The 19,948-nt window shown below is 58.9% G+C and carries 14 protein-coding genes and 1 pseudogene; 11 read left to right on the forward strand and 4 right to left on the reverse strand.

Going from position 1 to position 19,948, the window contains the following annotated elements:
• Positions 1-65 precede the first annotated feature (65 nt).
• Together sufB and DXT96_RS07565 are read right to left on the reverse strand one after the other, a co-directional pair.
• Positions 66-1,535 carry a Fe-S cluster assembly protein SufB gene (sufB, locus tag DXT96_RS07560; RefSeq protein WP_149897347.1) on the reverse strand — a complete coding sequence of 490 codons (1,470 nt, stop codon included), beginning with the start codon at positions 1,533-1,535 and terminating at the stop codon, positions 66-68.
• A 198-nt stretch (positions 1,536-1,733) separates the two neighbouring features.
• Entirely contained in the window at positions 1,734-2,903 is a 1,170-nt protein-coding gene (locus DXT96_RS07565; protein ID WP_153514043.1) for a cysteine desulfurase family protein, read from the reverse strand.
• 211 nt (positions 2,904-3,114) lie between these two features.
• On the opposite strand from DXT96_RS07565, the gene DXT96_RS07570 reads away from it, so the two are divergent.
• Complete coding sequence (locus tag DXT96_RS07570) at positions 3,115-3,792, forward strand: alpha/beta hydrolase (protein WP_149897345.1); 678 nt, start codon at positions 3,115-3,117, stop codon at positions 3,790-3,792.
• A gap of 241 nt (positions 3,793-4,033) precedes the next feature.
• Here DXT96_RS07570 and DXT96_RS07575 read toward each other — a convergent pair whose 3' ends face one another.
• Positions 4,034-5,158, reverse strand: a complete 1,125-nt coding sequence (locus DXT96_RS07575) for an anhydro-N-acetylmuramic acid kinase (protein ID WP_371418804.1) — start codon at positions 5,156-5,158, stop codon at positions 4,034-4,036.
• Positions 5,159-5,307: 149 nt separating this feature from the next.
• On the opposite strand from DXT96_RS07575, the gene tyrS reads away from it, so the two are divergent.
• Positions 5,308-6,561, forward strand: coding sequence for a tyrosine--tRNA ligase (gene tyrS / locus DXT96_RS07580; RefSeq protein WP_153514044.1), 1,254 nt, complete (start codon positions 5,308-5,310; stop codon positions 6,559-6,561).
• A gap of 46 nt (positions 6,562-6,607) precedes the next feature.
• Here the strand turns inward: tyrS and DXT96_RS07585 are convergent, their stop codons facing one another.
• Positions 6,608-9,991, reverse strand: a complete 3,384-nt coding sequence (locus DXT96_RS07585; RefSeq protein ID WP_153514045.1) for a DUF3971 domain-containing protein — start codon at positions 9,989-9,991, stop codon at positions 6,608-6,610.
• Positions 9,992-10,227: 236 nt separating this feature from the next.
• Here DXT96_RS07585 and DXT96_RS07590 point away from each other — a divergent pair, with 236 nt between their 5' ends.
• The 9 genes and pseudogenes from DXT96_RS07590 to DXT96_RS07630 all read left to right on the forward strand — a co-directional run bounded on the left by DXT96_RS07590 (position 10,228) and on the right by DXT96_RS07630 (position 19,791).
• Positions 10,228-10,695: a peroxiredoxin gene (locus DXT96_RS07590; protein ID WP_153514046.1), complete on the forward strand. Its 468-nt coding sequence runs from the start codon at positions 10,228-10,230 to the stop codon at positions 10,693-10,695.
• A gap of 226 nt (positions 10,696-10,921) precedes the next feature.
• Entirely contained in the window at positions 10,922-12,220 is a 1,299-nt protein-coding gene (locus DXT96_RS07595) for a M23 family metallopeptidase (RefSeq protein ID WP_153514047.1), read from the forward strand.
• Positions 12,221-12,439: 219 nt separating this feature from the next.
• Positions 12,440-13,951, forward strand: a complete 1,512-nt coding sequence (locus tag DXT96_RS07600) for a DEAD/DEAH box helicase (protein WP_149897339.1) — start codon at positions 12,440-12,442, stop codon at positions 13,949-13,951.
• 13 nt (positions 13,952-13,964) lie between these two features.
• Positions 13,965-14,384 (forward strand): NUDIX domain-containing protein, encoded by a 420-nt coding sequence (locus tag DXT96_RS07605; RefSeq protein WP_153514048.1) that lies wholly within the window; start codon positions 13,965-13,967, stop codon positions 14,382-14,384.
• 843 nt (positions 14,385-15,227) lie between these two features.
• A pseudogene (locus tag DXT96_RS07610) lies at positions 15,228-16,354 on the forward strand (ABC transporter substrate-binding protein).
• 132 nt (positions 16,355-16,486) lie between these two features.
• A complete protein-coding gene (gene rpe, locus DXT96_RS07615) occupies positions 16,487-17,164 on the forward strand; it encodes a ribulose-phosphate 3-epimerase (RefSeq protein WP_142840113.1) in 678 nt (225 codons plus the stop codon).
• A gap of 55 nt (positions 17,165-17,219) precedes the next feature.
• Positions 17,220-17,726 carry a hypothetical protein gene (locus DXT96_RS07620; protein WP_153514050.1) on the forward strand — a complete coding sequence of 169 codons (507 nt, stop codon included), beginning with the start codon at positions 17,220-17,222 and terminating at the stop codon, positions 17,724-17,726.
• 123 nt (positions 17,727-17,849) lie between these two features.
• Positions 17,850-19,157: an adenylosuccinate lyase gene (gene purB / locus DXT96_RS07625; protein WP_153514051.1), complete on the forward strand. Its 1,308-nt coding sequence runs from the start codon at positions 17,850-17,852 to the stop codon at positions 19,155-19,157.
• A gap of 70 nt (positions 19,158-19,227) precedes the next feature.
• Positions 19,228-19,791, forward strand: coding sequence for an alpha/beta hydrolase (locus DXT96_RS07630; protein WP_153514052.1), 564 nt, complete (start codon positions 19,228-19,230; stop codon positions 19,789-19,791).
• Positions 19,792-19,948 lie beyond the last annotated feature (157 nt).

The following is a 19,948-nucleotide window of genomic DNA, read 5'->3' on the forward strand; positions in this document are numbered from 1 at the left end:
TCCTAAGAATTGTGTGGGCGAAGGTGCGCGAATATCGCGCACTCAATTGCGTATTTGGACGGAGATCAGCCGACCGAACCTTCCAGCGAAATGCCAATCAGCTTCTGCGCTTCCACGGCAAATTCCATCGGCAGTTCCTGAATGACTTCCTTCACGAAGCCGTTGACGATCAGCGCGATCGCCGCTTCCTCCGGGATGCCGCGCTGCAGGCAGTAGAACAGCTGGTCTTCGGAAATCTTCGACGTCGTCGCCTCGTGCTCGAAATGCGCCGAGGAATTCTTCGCCTCGATATAAGGCACGGTATGCGCGCCGCACTTGTCGCCGATCAGCAGACTGTCGCACTGCGTGAAGTTGCGCGTGTTGGTCGCCTTGCGGTGAGCCGAGACCTGGCCGCGATAAACGTTTTCCGAAAAACCGGCAGCAATGCCCTTGGCAATGATGCGGCTCGACGTGTTCTTGCCGAGATGGATCATCTTGGTGCCACTGTCGATCTGCTGATGGCCGTTAGAGACGGCAATCGAATAGAACTCGCCACGGCTGTCATCACCGCGCAGAATGCAGGACGGGTATTTCCAGGTAATCGCCGAGCCGGTTTCCACCTGCGTCCACGAAATCTTCGAGCGGTCGCCACGGCAATCGCCGCGCTTGGTCACGAAGTTGTAGATGCCGCCCTTGCCGTCCTTGTCGCCGGGATACCAGTTCTGGACGGTCGAATATTTGATTTCGGCATCATCAAGCGCCACGAGTTCGACCACGGCGGCGTGAAGCTGGTTCTCGTCGCGCTGCGGTGCGGTGCAGCCTTCCAGATAGGAGACGTAAGCCCCCTCTTCGGCGATGATCAGCGTGCGCTCGAACTGGCCGGTGTTCTTCTCATTGATGCGGAAATAGGTGGAAAGCTCCATCGGGCAGCGAACACCCTTCGGCACGAACACGAAGGAACCGTCGGTGAAGACAGCCGTATTCAGCGTGGCGTAAAAATTATCCGTCGGCGGAACAACAGAACCGATATATTTCTTCACCAGGTCAGGATATTCGCGGATCGCTTCGGAAATCGACATGAAGATCACGCCGGCTTTCGCCAGTTCCGCCTTGAAGGTGGTGACGACGGACACGCTATCGAACACGGCATCCACCGCAACCTTGCGCTGTTCGACGCCGGCGAGGATTTCCTGTTCCTTCAGCGGAATGCCGAGCTTCTCGTAAACCTTCAGCAGCTCCGGATCGACCTCGTCCAGCGACTTCGGGCCGGGCGTGCTTTTCGGCGCAGCGTAATAATAGAGATCGTTGAAGTCGATCTTTGGGTAATTGACCCGCGCCCAGGTTGGCTCTTCCATCGTCAGCCAGCGCTGGTAAGCCTCAAGACGCCATTCCAGCATCCATTCCGGCTCCTGCTTCTTGGCCGAGATGAAGCGGATCACCTCTTCCGAAAGGCCCTTCGGGGCCTTGTCGACTTCGATGTTTGTCTCGAAGCCGTATTTATACTGGTCCACATCGATCTGGCGTACCTGATCGATCGTTTCCTGAACCGCTGCCATGTCGTTCTCCAATCTCGCCGGAGCCAAGGTCCGGTGGCTTGTCAACGTATCAAGGCGGAAAGCCGCCTTATTGATCTTCGGGCAAATCGTTCCGAGCCGTCAGCCGGGGCGGAGCTTATACCCATGTAGGTGCGGGATGGCGCTTTTCACACATCCCGGCAAGCGGAAATTTGCGATTCCGCAATTCTTTGCCGCATTTTACGCGGCCTGACCGGAAAGCTTGCGCCGCCCGGCAATTTTCGTGAACGCCGCAAGCGTCCGTTCTATGTCCGCCTCGTCAGTCGCATGGCCAAGCGAAATCCGGAGCGCGCCGAGCTTCGGATCGCGCGCCATCGCGCTCAGCACATGGCTTTCCCCCACCTTGCCGGATGAGCAGGCCGAACCGGCAGACAGCGCGATACCTTCGATATCGAAGGCGATCTGCCCCGTCTCCGCCTTCAGGCCCGGCAGAGTGAAAAATGTGGTATTGCCGACGCGGGCAACATCCTCGCCGTGAATGATCACGTCAGGCGCACTCATCCGCATGCCGTCTTCCAGCCGTGCCCGCAGAGCGCCAAGACGCGCCGCTTCAATCTCCACATTCCGGGCCGCAACAGCGGCAGCGGCACCAAAACCGATGACGGCCAGGGTATTTTCCGTACCCGAGCGATGTCCCTTTTCCTGCCCGCCGCCATGGATCAGCGGCTTCGGCATCATCACCTCGCCGCGCGAAATGAGGGCGCCGCCGCCCTTGGGACCACCGAGCTTGTGGGATGAGATGACGAGAAAATCGGCATCGAGAGCATTGATATCGAGCGGAATCCGTCCAGCGGCCTGTACGGCGTCAACAACTATCAATCCGCCAGCCGCATGCACCAGCCGCGCCGCTTCCGCCACGGGTTGAAGAATGCCCGTCTCATTATTCACCAGCATGCAGGCGACGATCGGCAAGCCGGTGGACGTGTCGTGGGAAGACAACAGCGCCTGAAGTGCCGCAAGATCGATCACGCCCACTGACGTAACGGGAATTTCCGTAACGTCAGCCTTGGCGAACCGTCCGCCTTCGCGAAACGCCGGATGCTCGATGGCGGAGACGTAAAGACGACTATAGCGGACAGGAGCGCGCCCCATCTTGAATTCCGGTGTCAGCACCAGATTGGCAGCTTCCGTCGCCCCGCTGGTGAAGGTGACATGGGCAGCCTGCGCACCCGCAAGCGCCGCAACCTCGCGGCGGGCAGTCTCGATGGCGGCGCGGGCCGCGCGCCCTTCCCGATGAACGGAAGACGGGTTGCCGGCAACCTCGAGCGCGGACACAAGAACATCACGCACGGCGGGCAACAGCGGCGCCGTGGCGTTAAAGTCCATATATGTACGCGTCAAAACCGTCATGGCGGTGAGGCTTTATCCAATCTTCAATGCGCAAAAACGCATTTTTCTTGAAATTACAGTTGCGCTTGCCTTATGACACGACCCGAGTGCTTAAGCACACGCAAAGTTTCGAATTATTCTAAACTGCGTTCTAGAAAAGATGACACAGTTCGTCAAGTCTTCTCATATGAAGAATGCGGTTGGAGAATGAAAAAACACGACCGGAGTACCTATGCCCGAAGTCATCTTTAACGGCCCTGCGGGTCGCCTCGAAGGCCGTTATCAACCCTCCAAGGAAAAGAGCGCGCCGATAGCGATCATTCTTCATCCGCACCCGCAGTTCGGCGGCACGATGAACAACCAGATCGTCTATCAGCTGTTCTATCTTTTCCAGAAGCGTGGTTTCACGACGCTCCGGTTCAATTTCCGCTCCATCGGCCGCAGCCAGGGCGAGTTCGACCACGGTGCGGGCGAGCTTTCCGACGCCGCTTCCGCTCTCGACTGGGTGCAGAGCCTGCATCCCGATTCGAAAAGCTGCTGGGTCGCCGGTTATTCCTTCGGCTCCTGGATCGGCATGCAGCTTTTGATGCGCCGCCCGGAAATCGAAGGCTTCATGTCGATTGCGCCGCAGCCCAACACCTACGACTTCTCCTTCCTCGCTCCCTGCCCGTCCTCCGGCCTCATCATCAATGGTGACGCCGACAAGGTCGCGCCTGAAAAGGACGTCAACGGTCTGGTCGAAAAGCTGAAGACCCAGAAGGGCATCCTCATCACCCACCGCACCCTTCCCGGCGCCAACCACTTCTTCAACGGCAAGGTGGATGAGCTGATGGGCGAATGCGAGGATTATCTCGACCGTCGCCTGAATGGCGAACTGGTGCCGGAACCGGCTGCGAAGCGTATTCGGTGATTTTGGGGCGTATAGTTTAGGCAGGTCACGGTTATCGATGGCGGGTGGGGCTTACCCCCCTCTGCCCTGCCGGGCATCTCCCCCACAGGTGGGGAGATCGGCAAGGGGCCTGCTCCTCGACTACACTGCTAGGTTAAAGATGGCCGGAAGGTCGCCACGATTCGATCTCCCTCCTTGTGGGGGAGATGTCCGGCAGGACAGAGGGGGGGTAAGACCCACCCACCGTCTTATATTATGATCTTCATGGGGATCGCACAAAAACCCCACCCGTCACCGGCTCCTTCACCCCCGTCGTACCGGGATAGGTCAGCGGCAGTCCCCTTAGCGAACGCACCGCCAGATAGGCCCAGGCCTCCGCCTCCATCGCCCCGCCATCAAAACCCGCCTCTTCCGCCGCGATAACCTTAGCGCCCTGTTTCGCAGCAAGGTTCGCAAACTCTTCCATGATAACCGGATTGAGCCGCCCGCCCCCGCACACCACATAAGTCCTCGCCCCCTCCGGCAGATAGCCTGCCGATTTGAGGATCGCAGCTCCCGTCAGATGCGCCAGCGTGCGCGCGCCATCAGCAAGCGACACCTCACCCTTCTGCGGCGGCACAAAATCGCTGCGGTCGAGCGAGCGGCGGATATTGGCCGAGAAGAACGGGCTTTCCATGTAGCGCTTCACCAGCGAGGAAACGACGCTGCCGCCCGCCGCCGTCCTGCCGCCCTTGTCGAAAGCCTGTCCCGTATGCGCCTCGATCCACTGGTCGATCAGCATATTGCCGGGGCCGCTGTCGAAAGCGGCAAGCCGACCGCCCTCGCCGATATAGGTGAGATTGGAGATGCCGCCGATATTGACGAAAACGGCTGGCGTTTCGAACCCGTCCGGCAGATTGGCGGAGAGCGCCATGTGATAGGCTGGAATGAGCGGCGCGCCCTGCCCGCCATGCGCCATGTCATTGGCGCGCATATCATAGACCACATCGATGGCAAGTTCCTCGGCCAGCAGCGCGCCGTCGCCGATCTGCACCGTCAGCGCCTCGTCCGGCCGATGCAGCACCGTCTGGCCGTGAAAACCGATGACGTCGATATCGCCAGGCTGAAGCCGGTGACGATGGAGAAAGGATTTGACCGCCGCCGCATGGGCAAGCGTCAGCTTGCGCTCGGCGTCCGAGAGATCGCCGGGGCGTTCACCCCGTTCACGAATAGATTTGGCCGTGACCAGCGCCTTTTGCCAGATGGCGCGCAGGCCGGGATCATAGGGAAAATAACCGCTCGGCCCGTGCCGGACCACGCTTTCGCCGTCCGTGCGCAACAGGGCGATATCGATACCGTCCATCGATGTGCCGCTCATCAGCCCGATTGCCGTTTTGACCTCGCCCACGCGCCGCTCCCTTGCAATATCGAATCATGATGACGTGAATCCTCATATTCATGGCCGAAACGGGTGCACATTTCAAAAAACAATGGTAAAGCCCCCGGCGTTCATTGGCTTTCAATGACAGCAAAGATCAAACCAGAAAGAAAAAGGTCATGTCCAGGTTCAAGTCCGATTTCCTCCGCACGCTCGACGAGCGCGGCTTCATTCACCAGATCTCCGACGAGTCGGGTCTCGACGAACTGTTCGCCAAGGAAACCGTGACCGCCTATATCGGCTATGACCCGACGGCTTCGAGTTTGCATGTCGGCCACCTCACCCAGATCATGATGCTGCACTGGATGCAGAAGACCGGTCACCAGCCGATCTCGCTGATGGGCGGCGGCACCGGCATGGTCGGCGATCCCTCTTTCAAGGAAGAGGCACGCAAGCTGATGACGATCGACATGATCGAGGACAATATCACCTCGCTCAAGCACGTCTTCGCCAACTACCTCGATTATGACCGCGCGGAAAACCCGGCGCTGATGATCAACAATGCCGACTGGCTGCGCGGACTAAACTACCTCGAATTCCTGCGCGATGTCGGCCGCCATTTCTCGGTCAACCGCATGCTGTCCTTCGACAGCGTGAAGACGCGTCTCGACCGCGAACAGTCGCTATCCTTCCTCGAATTCAACTACATGATCCTGCAGGCCTACGATTACGTGGAGCTGAACCAGCGCACCGGCTGCCGCCTGCAGATGGGCGGTTCCGACCAGTGGGGCAACATCATCAACGGCATCGATCTTGGTCACCGCATGGGGACACCGCAGCTCTATGCGCTGACCTCGCCGCTTCTGACCACCTCTTCGGGTGCGAAGATGGGCAAGTCGGCATCAGGTGCCGTGTGGCTGAACAAGGATCTGCTGCCGGTCTATGATTTTTGGCAATACTGGCGCAACACAGAAGATGCGGACGTGGTTCGCTTCGCCAAGCTCTTCACCACGCTGCCGATGGATGAGATCGCCCGCATTGCAGCGCTTGGCGGCTCGGAAATCAACGAAGCGAAGAAAATCCTCGCAACGGAAGTAACGGCGATCCTGCACGGTCGCGCCGCAGCCGAAGAGGCTGCTGAAACCGCGCGCAAGACTTTCGAGGAAGGCGCGCTGGCTGAAAACCTGCCCTCCATCGAGGTTCCGGCCTCCGAACTCGAAGCCGGCGTCGGCGTCCTGTCGCTCATCGTCCGCGCCGGCCTTGCCGGCTCGAACGGCGAAGCCCGCCGCCACGTTCAGGGCGGCGCGGTGAAGATCAACGACCAGGGCGTTTCGGATGAGCGCCAGATGATCGGCACCGGTGAAGTGACCGGCGACGGCGTCATCAAGCTTTCGGTCGGCAAAAAGAAGCATGTTCTGGTTCGCCCGGCGTAAAAGCTCGCACCAAACCTGTTATCGAGGGCCGCGAAAGCGGCCCTTTTTATTGGAACTCGAAGATTTGCCGGAAAACACCCGGCGCGATCAGCGACAACGGGTTGATCGTCAGCTTCGGCTGGTCAGTCTGGCCGGAAAGCTTGAAGGTGATGCCGAGCAGGCCCCGGTCGCGGCCGTTGCCGAGAATGATACCGATGAACGGCAACTCGCCGAACAGACGGTTCAGGCCATAAGCAGGCATGAAGGTGCCGGTCATGTCCATGCGGCCGTTCTGGTCCTTCAAGAGCCCCTGGAAGGTCGCGCCGATCTGCTCGCCGCGCACCACGCCGTTTTCCACCGCAACCGAACCATTGACGTAAACGAGCCGGGCAAAACCGCGCTGGAACTTTTCCGAGCTGACATCGATGTTGCGGCGAACTGCATTGTTGAGGCTCCTGCCGTCGTCACCCGCCGGTGTGGTGACGATGTCCTGCAACTTCGCCTCGTTGACCACGGCGAAATTGCGCAGATCCAGCGAGCCGCTCCAGTCGCTGCCATTGGCAGTCGTCAGCGCCAGATTGAGAAGGCCGCCGCGGATGCGACTGTAGATATTGGCGAAACGGGCAAGGGAACCGGCATCGCTGCTGGTCAAGGTCACGGTTCCCGTCGCGCCGCGATTGGTGGTCTGCGCCACCACCGCCTGGCCGTTGCCGGTCACGCCGCGAAAATCGATCGAACGCACCTTGCCGTCGCGCACGCTGATATCGGAACTGACATTGCCAAGGATTTCGTCGTTGAAACCATAGACCTTGTCGAATTGCGTCTTGATGGCAAGCGAGGGCTGCGAGCGCGATGTGCCGTCACCGCTGCCGGAAGAACTGCGCAGTTTCGAAAGGAACGGCCGGACATCCGCCGATTTTCCCGAGGCATTGATGATATAGCCGTTTTTGGACGCAGCGACGGAAACGGCGTAATTGTCGGAGGGCGACAGCTGCACACGGCTGAGATCGGCTGAAATCAGCCCGTTCTTGCTGAAGGCGATATCGCCGGCTGCGCCGAAACCGTCCCCGTCGAGGGAAAAATCACTGATCGTCGTGCGGCCATCCACCGTCTCGGTGGTGAAGGCGGCCTTTGCCGGAATGCCGATGCCCTTGCTCCAGCCAAGCCCCGGCAGAATGATCGACGCTTTGGTCAGATCGAGCCGGATATCCTGACGTTTCGAATCCGCGCCATCGACTTCCAGCACCGTCGTACCACCAAGAACCGAAGACAGTTCCGGCGCAAGCTTGGCGACCTGCGTTTCGTTCAAGGTCGCCTTTAGTGAAAGCGTCGGGGGGACATCGCCGTTCTTGCGCACCGGCTCCGTCATCTCGATATCCATCGGCACGTCGTCCACACGGCCCTTGCCCTGAAGCTTGAGCTGCCGGTCGTTCAACGCCATGAAACCGTCAAGTGCCGTCACCTTGTGACCGGCAAAGGGCTTCGTCAGCGACAGGTTCTTCAGGTCCAGATCGGCCGTCCACACCGGCGCAGGCGGGTTCTGGCTGGACAGCAAACCGACGGTCAGCTTCGCACTGGCCTTCACGTCACCGGTGAAATCCTCCGGTTTGAACTGCGTATCCTTCAACGCGTTGATCGGCTTCAGCGTCGCAAGCTCGGCAACGGCGTCGGCTGCACCGGCAACATTCAACTCGACATTTCCAAGCAGTGGCTTGTCATAAACGTTGGAGATGAGGAACCGGCTATTCTCCAGCGCAAGCGACCGGTTGGACGGGAAATAGGATGTCGCCCGCTCGATGTCGACGGTCATGCCGCCGCCGACCATATTGAAATGCGCATCGACATCACGCAGCGGCGGAATATCGCCGGTGGTGTTGAGCCGCGTATCGTCGATATCAAAACGGATCTGCATTTCGCTGTCGCCGAGCACCAGCGGACAACCGGGGCCGCACATCCGCCCCTGCGGAATGAAGACCGCAATAGAGCCATTGGTGACCGTGCCGCCATAAAGGTTGGATACCACCCATTCACGCGGCTTGTGCGCCATCCAGAACGGCCAGAGCTGCTTGACGGCCGTAGCCTCCATTTTCGGGATTTGTCCCACAAAGCTGATTTCGGGCGATCCTACTCCGAAGCGGAGTTTCAGCGATCCAGCCATGTCTCCCAGCGGACCGCTGACGTAAAGAGAGGGCACCTCAAGCTGCTTCGTGGCCGCCGTATACTTTCCATCCGCCTTCACGTTGAAGGAAACCGGCTCCTCGCCAGAGGCCTCGGATGAGGCAATCCCGTTGTCTATCCGCAGCGAAAGACCGAAACCCTCTTCCGTATCCCTGATTTCGCCTGTGACCGGAATGATGGTTCGACCCAGCTCCACCCGCGAATTTTCGATCACAAGGGTGCTTTTTTGAAAATCATAGCGCGCATTGACGGTGCCCGCCGTAAATGGCTGCGCCTCGCCACCGATCAAAAGCGTTCCATTGCCCATGCCGACCGCGACGTCGAGCCTCGGCTCATGCCCTTCGACGGCGCGGCGGGCGACGATGCTGACACCGGTCTTGACGTTCAGCCCCTCGTGCAGATTGCCTTCCGGATCGAATTTTTCAAGGAACGGGCTGATATCAAAACCGTCGATCCGGGCCTGGAAGCCATCGATCATACCGCCCGATCCCGATGTCTTGAGCGAGACGCTGGCGATTTCACCGTTAAACAGCGTCTCGCCATCAAGCGAATAACCGCCTTGCTGGTCGGGTGTCAGCGACAGCTCGCGTATCTCGATGGTGCGCGGCTTTCCAAGCTCACCGGGCGGCAGATGCAGCGAAACGCTGGAAATATCGATTTCTTCGGTCCCGCTGCTGAGGAAAGCCTGGGCGAGTTTGTCGAGTTGCTGGAACGCCCCCTGCAGTTGCTGCGGTACGGCGTCGAGCTTGATATTGGAAAGATCAAAACCGTTGCCCTTGGGCAAAAGCGCCGTATCGAGTTCCATACCGTCGGCTTCAAGGCTTTGCACCGAGATGCGGCCGATCAGCAGCGCAAGCGGATCGAGCGCCATGCCGATCGCCCGCGCCCGGCTCAGATGCTGGCCGGATTCCTTCTCGACGATATCCACATCCTCAGCCACCAGCGCCAGCCGCAAGCCAGTGGAGAATCTTATGGCCGAAGAGCCGATCCGGGCGCTGTAGTGCGGCCCAAGCGCCCTCTCCAGCGCCTGTTGCGCCTGGCTGGAAAGCGTCTTGTCGATCGATCCCGTCTCGACGGAAACAATGATGCCGCCAATGGAGAGGAAGGCCAGCACAAAGAGAGCCGCGAAAATCTTGATAAAGGCGCGCGCCATGGAACGCGGTGCCGGGCAATGCACGATGATGGGATCTTCGGCCTGTGCCGAAGGGAGATCGTGCAGGGCAATAATATCGCGCCTGCCGAACTTGACCTTTTCACCCCTGACTTCAGCCATACGCCCGTGCTTGCCCCTGAATAGCTTCTGTTTCGCCGCAACACCGCAGCGGGATGGCGAAAAGTGTAAGCGGTTTTCGTCTGGAACGCCGCTCTAAGTTCCTTAACCCAGATGACGATTCAGATTACAGGTGAATTCGGCCTGAAATCTCAATCGTGATCTGGACGACGCGCGGTTTCGCTATATATCGAATGTGGCGACTTTCACTCAACATCCCGGCGAAAGAAAGGTAGATTATGACAGACTTGACGATTGGCAGCCCTGCTCCGGATTTTACTTTGCCCCGCAACGGTGAAGGAACGGTGACATTGTCCAAACTTCAAGGCAAGGCCGTCATTCTCTATTTCTACCCGAAGGACGATACTTCGGGCTGCACCGCAGAAGCGATCGACTTCAGCGCGCTGGGCGGCGAATTCGAGGCCGCCAATGCCGTCGTCATCGGCATTTCCCCTGATAGCGTCAAAAGCCACGACAAATTTGCCGCAAAACACGCGCTGTCCGTCATGCTGGCCTCCGACGAGGAGAGAAAGGCGCTCGAAGCTTACGGCATCTGGAAGGAAAAGAGCATGTATGGCAAGAAATACATGGGTGTCGAACGCACCACTGTCCTCGTCGCGCCCGACGGCAGAATCGCGGAAATCTGGAACAAGGTGAAGGTTGCGGGCCACGCACAGGCCGTGCTTGAGGCTGCACGCAAACTCTGAAGGCGGAACTGCCGTGTGACGCCCCCCCTTTCAAAATCATCTCGCGGCGCGGTGTGGCGAGGCCGGTCTGACGCCGTCCTTTTGCCGCTCGCTGACCGCCGTCAGCCACAGCCAAAACCGTTCTCGGCAACGCAACACAAGCGCTGAAAATTGCTTCCGGCAAAACTTCGTTAACCTTAACGAATTATGATTTCCTGTGAGAAATCGGCCAGTCCGGAGAGAGATTTTGACTGATACAGCGGAAAACCGGGTATTCGGCAAAAAGCGGTCGCAGCACGTCCTTATTCTGGCGAGCGGCGAGAAGGTTCGGCATATGACCATTCGGCCGTGGATGGCCGCTCTTGCCGGCTGCACCATTGGCCTGTTTTCGCTCGGCTATCTCGGCGCTACCGGCTACCTTATCCTGCGTGACGACCTGATAGGTGCGACCATGGCGCGCCAGACCCGCATGCAGAATGATTATGAAGACCGTATCGCAGCGCTCAGGGCGCAGGTCGACCGCGTCACCTCCCGGCAATTGCTTGACCAGCAGGTTGTTGAAAAGAAAGTGGAAAAGCTGCTGGAACAGCAGGCGGCACTGACCTCCAGACACGGGCGCATGAGCGAGTTGCTGGAGCGCGCCGAAAATTCCGGCATCGCCGCCACACCCGCCGCGCCCTCTTCCCTTTCAAACGCCATGGCGCCGGAAAAACGCGCCGACCTGACGGGCGGACTTTCAGCAATTGAAACGCTGATGGCGCCGCGCAAGCCGCAGCGGGAAGAGCCCGCCGCAACCGATAGACGCGCCGCCTACGTGCCTCAATCCGGCGAAACACCGTCGGACCGGGCCGATCGGGTATTTTCCAAAGTGACAATTTCGCTGAAGGATATCGAGCGCCAGCAGATATCGCGCATCGCCAGGCTGACCAACGATGCCGAAGACAAGGCAAGCGCGATGCAGGACATTATCCGGCAGGCCGGATTGAAAATCGACGAAAGCGGCACGGACGATATCGGCGGTCCCTATGCGGCGCCCGAACGCAGCGAAACCGACCCGTTCAACCTGTCGCTGACCAATCTCGACAATGCGCTGAACCGGCTGGACATCGTCAAGGAAACCGCAACCGCCCTGCCCTTCGGCAACCCCGCTCCCGGCAGAACGATAACCAGCCGGTTCGGTAACCGGATGGATCCGTTTCTGGGGCGGCCCGCTTTGCATACCGGCATCGACTTTCGCGCCGAAACCGGCGCGGACGTCAAAGCCACCGGCGCGGGCAAGGTGACGGTGGCGGAAAATTCCGGCGGTTACGGCAATATGGTAGAGATTGATCACGGTCAGGGCGTCTCGACGCGATTCGGCCATCTCTCCGCGATCCTCGTTAAGGCCGGTGAAAAAGTCGAGGCCGGCGATATCATCGGCCGCGCCGGCAGCACCGGTCGTTCGACCGGTCCGCATGTGCATTACGAGGTGCGCCGCAACGATACGCCGGTCGATCCGATGCGGTTCCTGGTCGCCGGGGCGGAGCTGAAAACCTATCTAAAATGATGGGCCTATTTTAACGCTTTTTTTGCGCTTTTTACGATAAATCGGCCGAAACCGCGCCACAGGCCAAAAAGCCTCGTCAGAACCGCGACGTTTCGCGCGCATTTCCCGTTGTTTCCTTGACTTTCCGGCAATTTGGGCATATCCCCGCGCCAAGTCTTTGCAAGTGTCGCAGCGGCACGCAGGTGTTCTTACCGAACCAGAACGGAAAAAGTTCTTCCTTTGACAACATTCTCTGATCTTGGCCTGAGCCAAAAAGTTCTTTCCGCTATTGCAGATGCCGGCTACACGACGCCGACACCCATTCAGGCTGGCGCTATTCCGCCCGCTCTCGAAAAGCGTGATATCTGCGGTATCGCACAGACCGGCACGGGCAAAACCGCGTCCTTCGTGCTGCCAATGCTCACCCTGCTCGAAAAGGGTCGCGCACGCGCCAGAATGCCGCGCACACTGATCCTCGAGCCGACCCGCGAGCTTGCAGCGCAGGTGGCGGAGAACTTCGAGAAATACGGCAAGAATCACAAGCTGAACGTCGCCCTGCTTATCGGCGGCGTTTCGTTTGAAGATCAGGATCGCAAGCTCGAGCGTGGCGCCGATGTTCTCATCTGCACCCCCGGCCGCCTTCTTGACCATTGCGAGCGCGGCAAGCTGTTGATGACCGGTGTGGAAATCCTCGTCATCGACGAAGCCGACCGTATGCTGGACATGGGCTTCATTCCCGATATCGAACGCATCGTGAAGATGATTCCCTTTACCCGGCAAACGCTGTTCTTTTCGGCCACCATGCCGCCGGAAATCCAGAAGCTCGCCGACCGCTTCCTTCAGAACCCCGAGCGTATCGAGGTCGCCAAGCCCTCCTCCACAGCGAAAACCGTTACGCAGCAAATCGTGGCTGCGCATAACAAGGACTATGAGAAGCGCGCGGTCCTGCGCGATCTCGTCCGCGCCGAAGAGGCCGAACTCAAGAACGCGATCATTTTCTGCAATCGCAAGAAAGATGTCGCAGAACTGTTCCGTTCGCTCGACCGTCACGGCTTTTCCGTCGGCGCGTTGCATGGCGATATGGACCAGCGTTCGCGCACCACGATGCTGCAGAACTTCCGGGACGGCAATCTGACGCTGCTCGTCGCCTCTGACGTTGCAGCGCGCGGACTTGATATCCCCGATGTCAGCCACGTCTTCAACTTCGACGTTCCCATCCATGCTGAAGACTATGTCCACCGTATTGGCCGCACCGGCCGTGCGGGCCGTTCGGGCAAGGCCTTCACCATCGTCACCAGAAGCGACGCGAAATATCTCGACGCGATCGAAAAGCTGATCGGCGAAAAGATCGAGTGGCTGAGCGGTGACCTTTCCACTCTCCCCGCGCCCATGGAAAGCTTTGAGAGCAATTCCGGCCGCAGCAGCAGAGGCAGCAAGGAACGTGGCGGCAGGGGCCGCGACAGAAACCGTCGCGACACGGCCACGTCGCCGGTCGAAAACATCAATCAGGATGCACAATCCGCTGCGGTTACCGAGATCGTGGCTCACGGAGACGACAAGGTGAAAGCAGAACGCAGACCGGAAAAGACGCCGCGCAATTCCGACCGCAATACCCGTAATCCGCTGCACGCCAATGACGACAACCGCGAGCGCCGCCGCCACTATCGCGACCATGATGATGGCCCGACCCCGGTCGGCTTCGGCGACGACATTCCCGCCTTCATGCTGATCGTGGCCAACGCCAAGGGCTGAGGCCAGTACCAATATGACGCCGACAATCAAACCAGGGCTCGATTTTCCGGGTGTCGGCGTTGGCCTTGCGATATTGCGCGATGGCCAGTTGCTTCTCTGCCGGCGCCTGAAAGCGCCGGAAGCCGGATACTGGAGTATTCCGGGCGGCAAGGTGGATCACCTCGAATCCTCCCTCGCTGCAGCGAGGCGAGAGGCCGAAGAAGAAACCGGGCTGACAATCGGCAAGGTCGAATTTCTCTGTCACAGCGAATATATCGATATCGAAGAGCGGCACCATTGGGTGTCGCTGATCTTCGTCGCCCACGATACGCACGGCGAGCCGGCATTGACCGAACCGGACAAGCTTTCCGATATCGGCTGGTTTTATCCCGACAATCTTCCTGCACCCATTTCCGCCTTCGCGAAAGACGCGCTGGCCGCCCTGAAATCCTGAAACAGAGCCGAATAAGGGACCGGCAAGCGCGCCGCCGCCGCAGGTGACGCTGGTCTGTCAATCCGGAACGGGAGGGTCGAAAATGGCGGCAGTCTCGCCTGCCTACAATGAAGGCAATCCGGCAGAGCGATTTCTTTTCGGAAAATATAATAATAAGAGAACAGCTTTGCGTGAAGCTTTTCAAATTCAATTTTAAATTGCTTAAATTAGCTTCATGTAAAAAACCGCCCCAGTTTCCCGAAGCGGTTTATACGTAATGAAAATAATATAATATAGAATGTAATATAGTCTGGCAGTGCTTATAATCGGAACACTTTCCGAGGCTTGTTACAGCCAATTTCAGTCGTCCCCTGAAACACGTATATCTAAGCTAAACATTTACTTTCCGTCAAGCAAATCTTCTCGCAAATGCGAAAAAAGACACGAAGAAAAATCAACGGAAGATGAAAAACGTGAATTTTTACGTTAAATATCAATAATTTAAATATATGAAAATAAAATGTGCACATTTCGCATCTGCACTTTAAAGGGCAAAACGGCAAACATGACATTGCTAAACTGTGCTTATACGCACCGCATGTTACAGTTTTATAAAGTAAAAATCCTCTCAACAAGCAATGGAGATACTTCTTCCTTTGCGCGTTGCAAGAGCGACTTGCCGATCCGCAAAAATCAATCCGCCATGAAGACAGTAGCGCGCAATTATATTGGATAGAAACAACCCCAACGTGTCTTGAGACCCTGCTTCCCTGAATCGGACAACTGGCGATGCAAACTGTCGCCTCGCGCAGCACGATATGCGATTATGCTGGGGTTGCGGCGATTTTTCCTTTGGAAAACCGTTTGTTGCCGATAAACATCAAGCGGGACAACAGGATTTCGCGCACGTCATGCTTTCACTTCGCCTGCTAACGATCATCGCCGGTTTTGCCTTTGCGGGCTCAGCAAGCGCGGCGTCGATCGGCATTGTTGCTCCGCAGAACGGGCCATATGAGCTTCTGGGGCAGCAGGTACGGCAGGGTGCGAAGGCCGCTGCCGCAAAACTTGGGCTTGATGTCGTCGAAATCCATGAAAGCTGCGAAGATGGCAGCGGCGGCGCCGTTGCTGATGGCCTTGTGGCCGCCAAGGTCAGCGCAGCAATCGGTTTCCTGTGCACCGAAACGCTCAAGGACGTTCTGCCGCCGCTGAAGGCGGCCGCCATCCCGGCCATCACGCTCTCCAGCCGCGCACCTATCCTGATGGAAGATGCTTTGAAATACGGCTGGCCGCTTTTCCGCCTCGCCCCTTCGGAAAGGGCCGAATCGGAAAGGGCAGCGGAAATCATCCTGCGCGACTGGAAAGGACACTCCATCGCACTTGTGGATGACGGTACGATCTACAGCCGCGAACTCGTCGACAGGATTCGCTCGAAGCTGGAGGAAAACGGGCTGAAACCCACCTTCACCGACACGATGCGCCCCAACCAGGAACAGCAGGTAGCACTGGTGCGCCGGCTGGCGCGAACCGGCATCACCCATGTCTTCATCGGCGCGGAACGCAACGACGTTGCCGTTGTCGCCCGGGATGCCAGTTCCGAGAACATTCCCCTCACCATCATGAGCGGTGACGCCATGAATGCGGCGAACGCCCCCGTAGCACTCACGGCAAATGTGCTCGCCATCACCCGCCCGGCCTATGACACATTGCCATCAGCACAGGCCGTCAGCGGTGAATTGCGCGCCGCCGGCATCGAGCCGGAAGGCTATGTTCTGCCCGCCTATGCGGCCGCAGAACTGACAGCAGCGCTCGCGGAAGCGGCGCAGGCGCAGTCAAAACCCGCGCCGGAAATTTTGGCGACCGGCACTGCCTTCAAAACCGTGATCGGCGATCTGGGTTTCAATCCCTCGCACGAGCTTTCGGACAATCCCTACCGCCTGCAGCGCTGGAACGGCCAGCGCTTCGAACCGGCGGACAAAGCCGAAAAACAATAGGTAGAGCCGTTGCTACGGGAAATTTGAAGACGCTATACTGAAAACCGCCGGCAACCGCGCGGCAGGCCGTTTCAAACCCGGATACTTGATGCTAAAGGCAGCTTACGCAACGCGTCGAGAGGAGTTTGCCCCATGTCCCTGCCCATCCGGATAGCCCCGTCGATCCTGGCTGCCAATTTCGCCAAGCTCGGACAGGAGGTCGCCGATGTCACGGAAGCGGGTGCCGACTGGATCCATCTCGACGTCATGGACGGTCATTTCGTCCCCAATATCTCGTTCGGGCCAGATGTTATCAAGGCGCTTCGCCCGCACAGCAATGCCTTTTTCGATTGCCACCTGATGATCGCCCCCGTTGATCCTTATCTCGAAGCCTTCGCCAAGGCCGGTTGCGACAGCATCACCGTGCATGCGGAGGCTGGGCCGCATCTGCATCGCTCGTTGCAGACCATCCGTACACTCGGCAGGAAGACCGGTGTGACGCTCAATCCCGCCACGCCGCTTTCCGTCATCGAAAACGTGCTTGATGATGTCGATCTCATCCTGATCATGAGCGTCAATCCCGGTTTCGGCGGCCAGAAATTCATTCCCGCCATGCTCGACAAGATCCGCGCCGCAAAGGCGATGATCGGCGACCGGCCGATCGAACTTGAAGTGGATGGCGGCGTCACGGCGCAGACAGCCGGCGCGATCATTGCTGCCGGCGCCAATGCGCTGGTGGCCGGCTCAGCGGTCTTCAAGGGTGATGGCGTCGAAGACTACCGCAAGACGGTATCGTTGTTGCGCACGGCGGCAGAGGCCGGAAGGTCCTGACCCACGCAGTGAACACGCCGGAAGCAGGACGACGGGGCGTTTGGATGAGGGCTTGATGGACAGCGACAGGCAGGATTTCCGCAATACAATATCGGCATCGCTGTTCCCGCTCCTCGCCCCGCTTGTCTGGGCCGTCTGTTCGGCGGCCACCGCCGCTCTCGGTCTCTATCTCCGAAACCGGCTGGAAACCGACCATGCCGCCGAAATCACTGTGCTGTTCTTCTGCGGCGGCCTTCTCGGCTGGCCGCTGGCCATGGTTGCGCTGCGCTTCCTGCCCGCCTCTGCCAGCCTGCCCCTGCGCTTTGCGGCAAGCTGCTTCGCCATCGCATTCTTCACCCTGGCAGTCGCAGCGGCATTTTTCGCTTTCCAGTACCGCATCTTTTATGCGCAGTGGCACGCGCCAGCCTTTTCGCGCATCTGGTTTTTCCAGCAGATATTCACCTCGCTCGGCGCGATCTACCAATTTTGCATTCTCGGCCTCGGCCTCTATTTTCCGCTTGCCGTCGTTCCGCTGGCGCTGGCGGGCGCAATCCTTTGCCGACGGGCGCATCGAGCCATGTAGCTTTAGATTGAGATTACCGGAACACTTTGCTAAACGGGCAGCAAAACTCCCGCAAAGCCAATCCTCTCTACGAAGCCAATCCTCTCTACGAAGCCAATCCTCTCTACGAAGAAAGTCATTGCCATGATCCCTCGTTACTCCCGGCCGGAAATGGTCGCCATCTGGTCGCCGGAAACAAAGTTCCGCATCTGGTTCGAGATCGAGGCACATGCCTGTGACGCGCTGGCCGACCTCGGCGTCATTCCGAAATCGGCGGCCCAGACGATCTGGGAAAAGGGCGGCAGCGCCACCTTCGACGTCGCCCGCATCGATGAGATCGAGGCCGTCACCAAGCACGACGTCATCGCGTTCCTGACCCATCTCGCCGAATTCGTCGGTCCCGACAGCCGCTTCGTGCATCAGGGCATGACCTCCTCCGACGTGCTCGATACCACGTTCAACATTCAGCTTGTCCGCGCCGCCGATCTGCTGCTCGCCGATATGGACCGCGTGCTTACCGCCCTGAAGACCCGCGCCTTTGAGCACAAGGACACGGTGCGCATCGGCCGCAGCCATGGCATCCATGCGGAACCCACCACGATGGGCCTGACCTTCGCCCGCTTCTACGCCGAGATGCACCGCAACCGCGAGCGCCTCGTCAATGCCCGCGCCGAGATCGCCACCGGTGCAATCTCCGGCGCCGTCGGCACCTTCGCCAATATCGATCCGCGCGTTGAGGAACATGTCTGCGAAAAGCTTGGCCTGACGCCGGAGCCGGTTTCCACGCAGGTCATCCCGCGTGACCGTCATGCCATGTTCTTCGCCGTGCTTGGCGTCATCGCCTCATCGATTGAAAACGTCGCGATCGAAATCCGCCACATGCAGCGCACCGAGGTTCTGGAAGCCGAAGAGTTCTTCTCTCCGGGCCAGAAGGGTTCGTCGGCCATGCCGCACAAGCGCAACCCGGTTCTGACCGAAAACCTCACCGGCCTTGCGCGTCTGGTGCGCATGTCCGTAGTGCCGGCCATGGAAAACGTTGCCCTCTGGCACGAGCGCGACATCAGCCACTCCTCCGTGGAGCGCGCCATCGGCCCCGATACGACCGTCACGCTCGATTTCGCGCTGAACCGCCTTGCCGGCGTCATCGAAAAGCTGGTGATCTACCCGGACAACATGCTGAAAAACATGAACAAGTTCCGTGGTCTCGTGCATTCGCAGCGTGTTCTTCTGGCACTGACGCAGGCCGGCGTGTCCCGCGAGGACGCTTACCGTCTGGTACAGCGCAACGCCATGCGGGTATGGGAACAGGGTGCAGATTTCCTGGAAGAACTGCTGGGCGACGAGGAAGTGCGCGCAGCGCTGCCTGAAGACGTGATCCGCGAAAAGTTCGACCTCGGTTACCACACCAAGCACGTCGACACGATCTTCGCCCGCGTCTTCGGCAAGGCGTAATTTTGGGGTCTCCAAAGTTAATGCCGTCGCGGTCTTGATCGCGACGGCATCAAAGCACAGATATGGGCGCATGAAAGTTTCAGAAGTAGATATCCTCATCGTACCCGGTTACACCAATTCCGGCCCCGACCACTGGCAGACCCGCTGGGAGCGCAAGCTATCCACCGCGCGCCGGGTCGAGCAGGCCGAGTGGACCAAGCCCGTGAAGGAAGACTGGGTGGCGCGGCTGGTGGAAGAGGTGAACGCCGTTACCAAGCCCGTCGTGCTGGTTGCCCATTCGCTCGGCGTGCCGACCGTGATCCATGCTTTGCCTGAGATCGCCCATAAGGTCGCCGGAGCCGTTTTTGTTGCTCCGCCCGATGTCGCCAATCCGGATATCCGGCCGAAACACCTGATGACCTTCGGGCCTTATCCGCGCGATCCACTGCCGTTTCCGACCATCACCATCGCCAGCCGCAACGATCCCTTCGGCACTTACGAACATGCCGACGACATTGCTGCCGCCTGGGGCTCGATGCTGGTGGATGCCGGCATGTCCGGCCACATCAACGCCGAGTCCGGCCATGGCCCATGGCCGGAAGGCGGCATGGTGTTTGCCCAGTTCCTCAGCCGCCTGAAGATGCCCGAGACCTGACGATCCGGGCGAAGAAGCGCCATGTCACCTCTTGGCAGTTCAATGCCGGGTGTCATTGCTTCCTTGCCCGACACAAGAATTGAAGGGAAGATCGGCGCGCCTCATTGTAGAATGCAGTCTTTTCCTTTAAGGGACCGCTTCAAAGACCAAACTTAAC

The sequence above is a fragment of the Agrobacterium sp. ICMP 6402 genome (genome assembly GCF_009498615.1).
GTDB lineage: Bacteria > Pseudomonadota > Alphaproteobacteria > Rhizobiales > Rhizobiaceae > Agrobacterium > Agrobacterium burrii.

Excerpts from the sequence above, each read along its gene's own strand:
- sufB (WP_149897347.1), bottom strand. The coding sequence starts at position 1,535 with ATGGCAGCGGTTCAGGAAACGATCGATCAGGTACGCCAGATCGATGTG.
- DXT96_RS07565 (WP_153514043.1), bottom strand. The coding sequence starts at position 2,903 with ATGACGGTTTTGACGCGTACATATATGGACTTTAACGCCACGGCGCCG.
- DXT96_RS07570 (WP_149897345.1), top strand. The coding sequence starts at position 3,115 with ATGCCCGAAGTCATCTTTAACGGCCCTGCGGGTCGCCTCGAAGGCCGT.
- tyrS (WP_153514044.1), top strand. The coding sequence starts at position 5,308 with ATGTCCAGGTTCAAGTCCGATTTCCTCCGCACGCTCGACGAGCGCGGC.
- DXT96_RS07585 (WP_153514045.1), bottom strand. The coding sequence starts at position 9,991 with ATGGCTGAAGTCAGGGGTGAAAAGGTCAAGTTCGGCAGGCGCGATATT.
- DXT96_RS07590 (WP_153514046.1), top strand. The coding sequence starts at position 10,228 with ATGACAGACTTGACGATTGGCAGCCCTGCTCCGGATTTTACTTTGCCC.
- DXT96_RS07605 (WP_153514048.1), top strand. The coding sequence starts at position 13,965 with ATGACGCCGACAATCAAACCAGGGCTCGATTTTCCGGGTGTCGGCGTT.
- rpe (WP_142840113.1), top strand. The coding sequence starts at position 16,487 with ATGTCCCTGCCCATCCGGATAGCCCCGTCGATCCTGGCTGCCAATTTC.
- DXT96_RS07620 (WP_153514050.1), top strand. The coding sequence starts at position 17,220 with ATGGACAGCGACAGGCAGGATTTCCGCAATACAATATCGGCATCGCTG.
- purB (WP_153514051.1), top strand. The coding sequence starts at position 17,850 with ATGATCCCTCGTTACTCCCGGCCGGAAATGGTCGCCATCTGGTCGCCG.
- DXT96_RS07630 (WP_153514052.1), top strand. The coding sequence starts at position 19,228 with ATGAAAGTTTCAGAAGTAGATATCCTCATCGTACCCGGTTACACCAAT.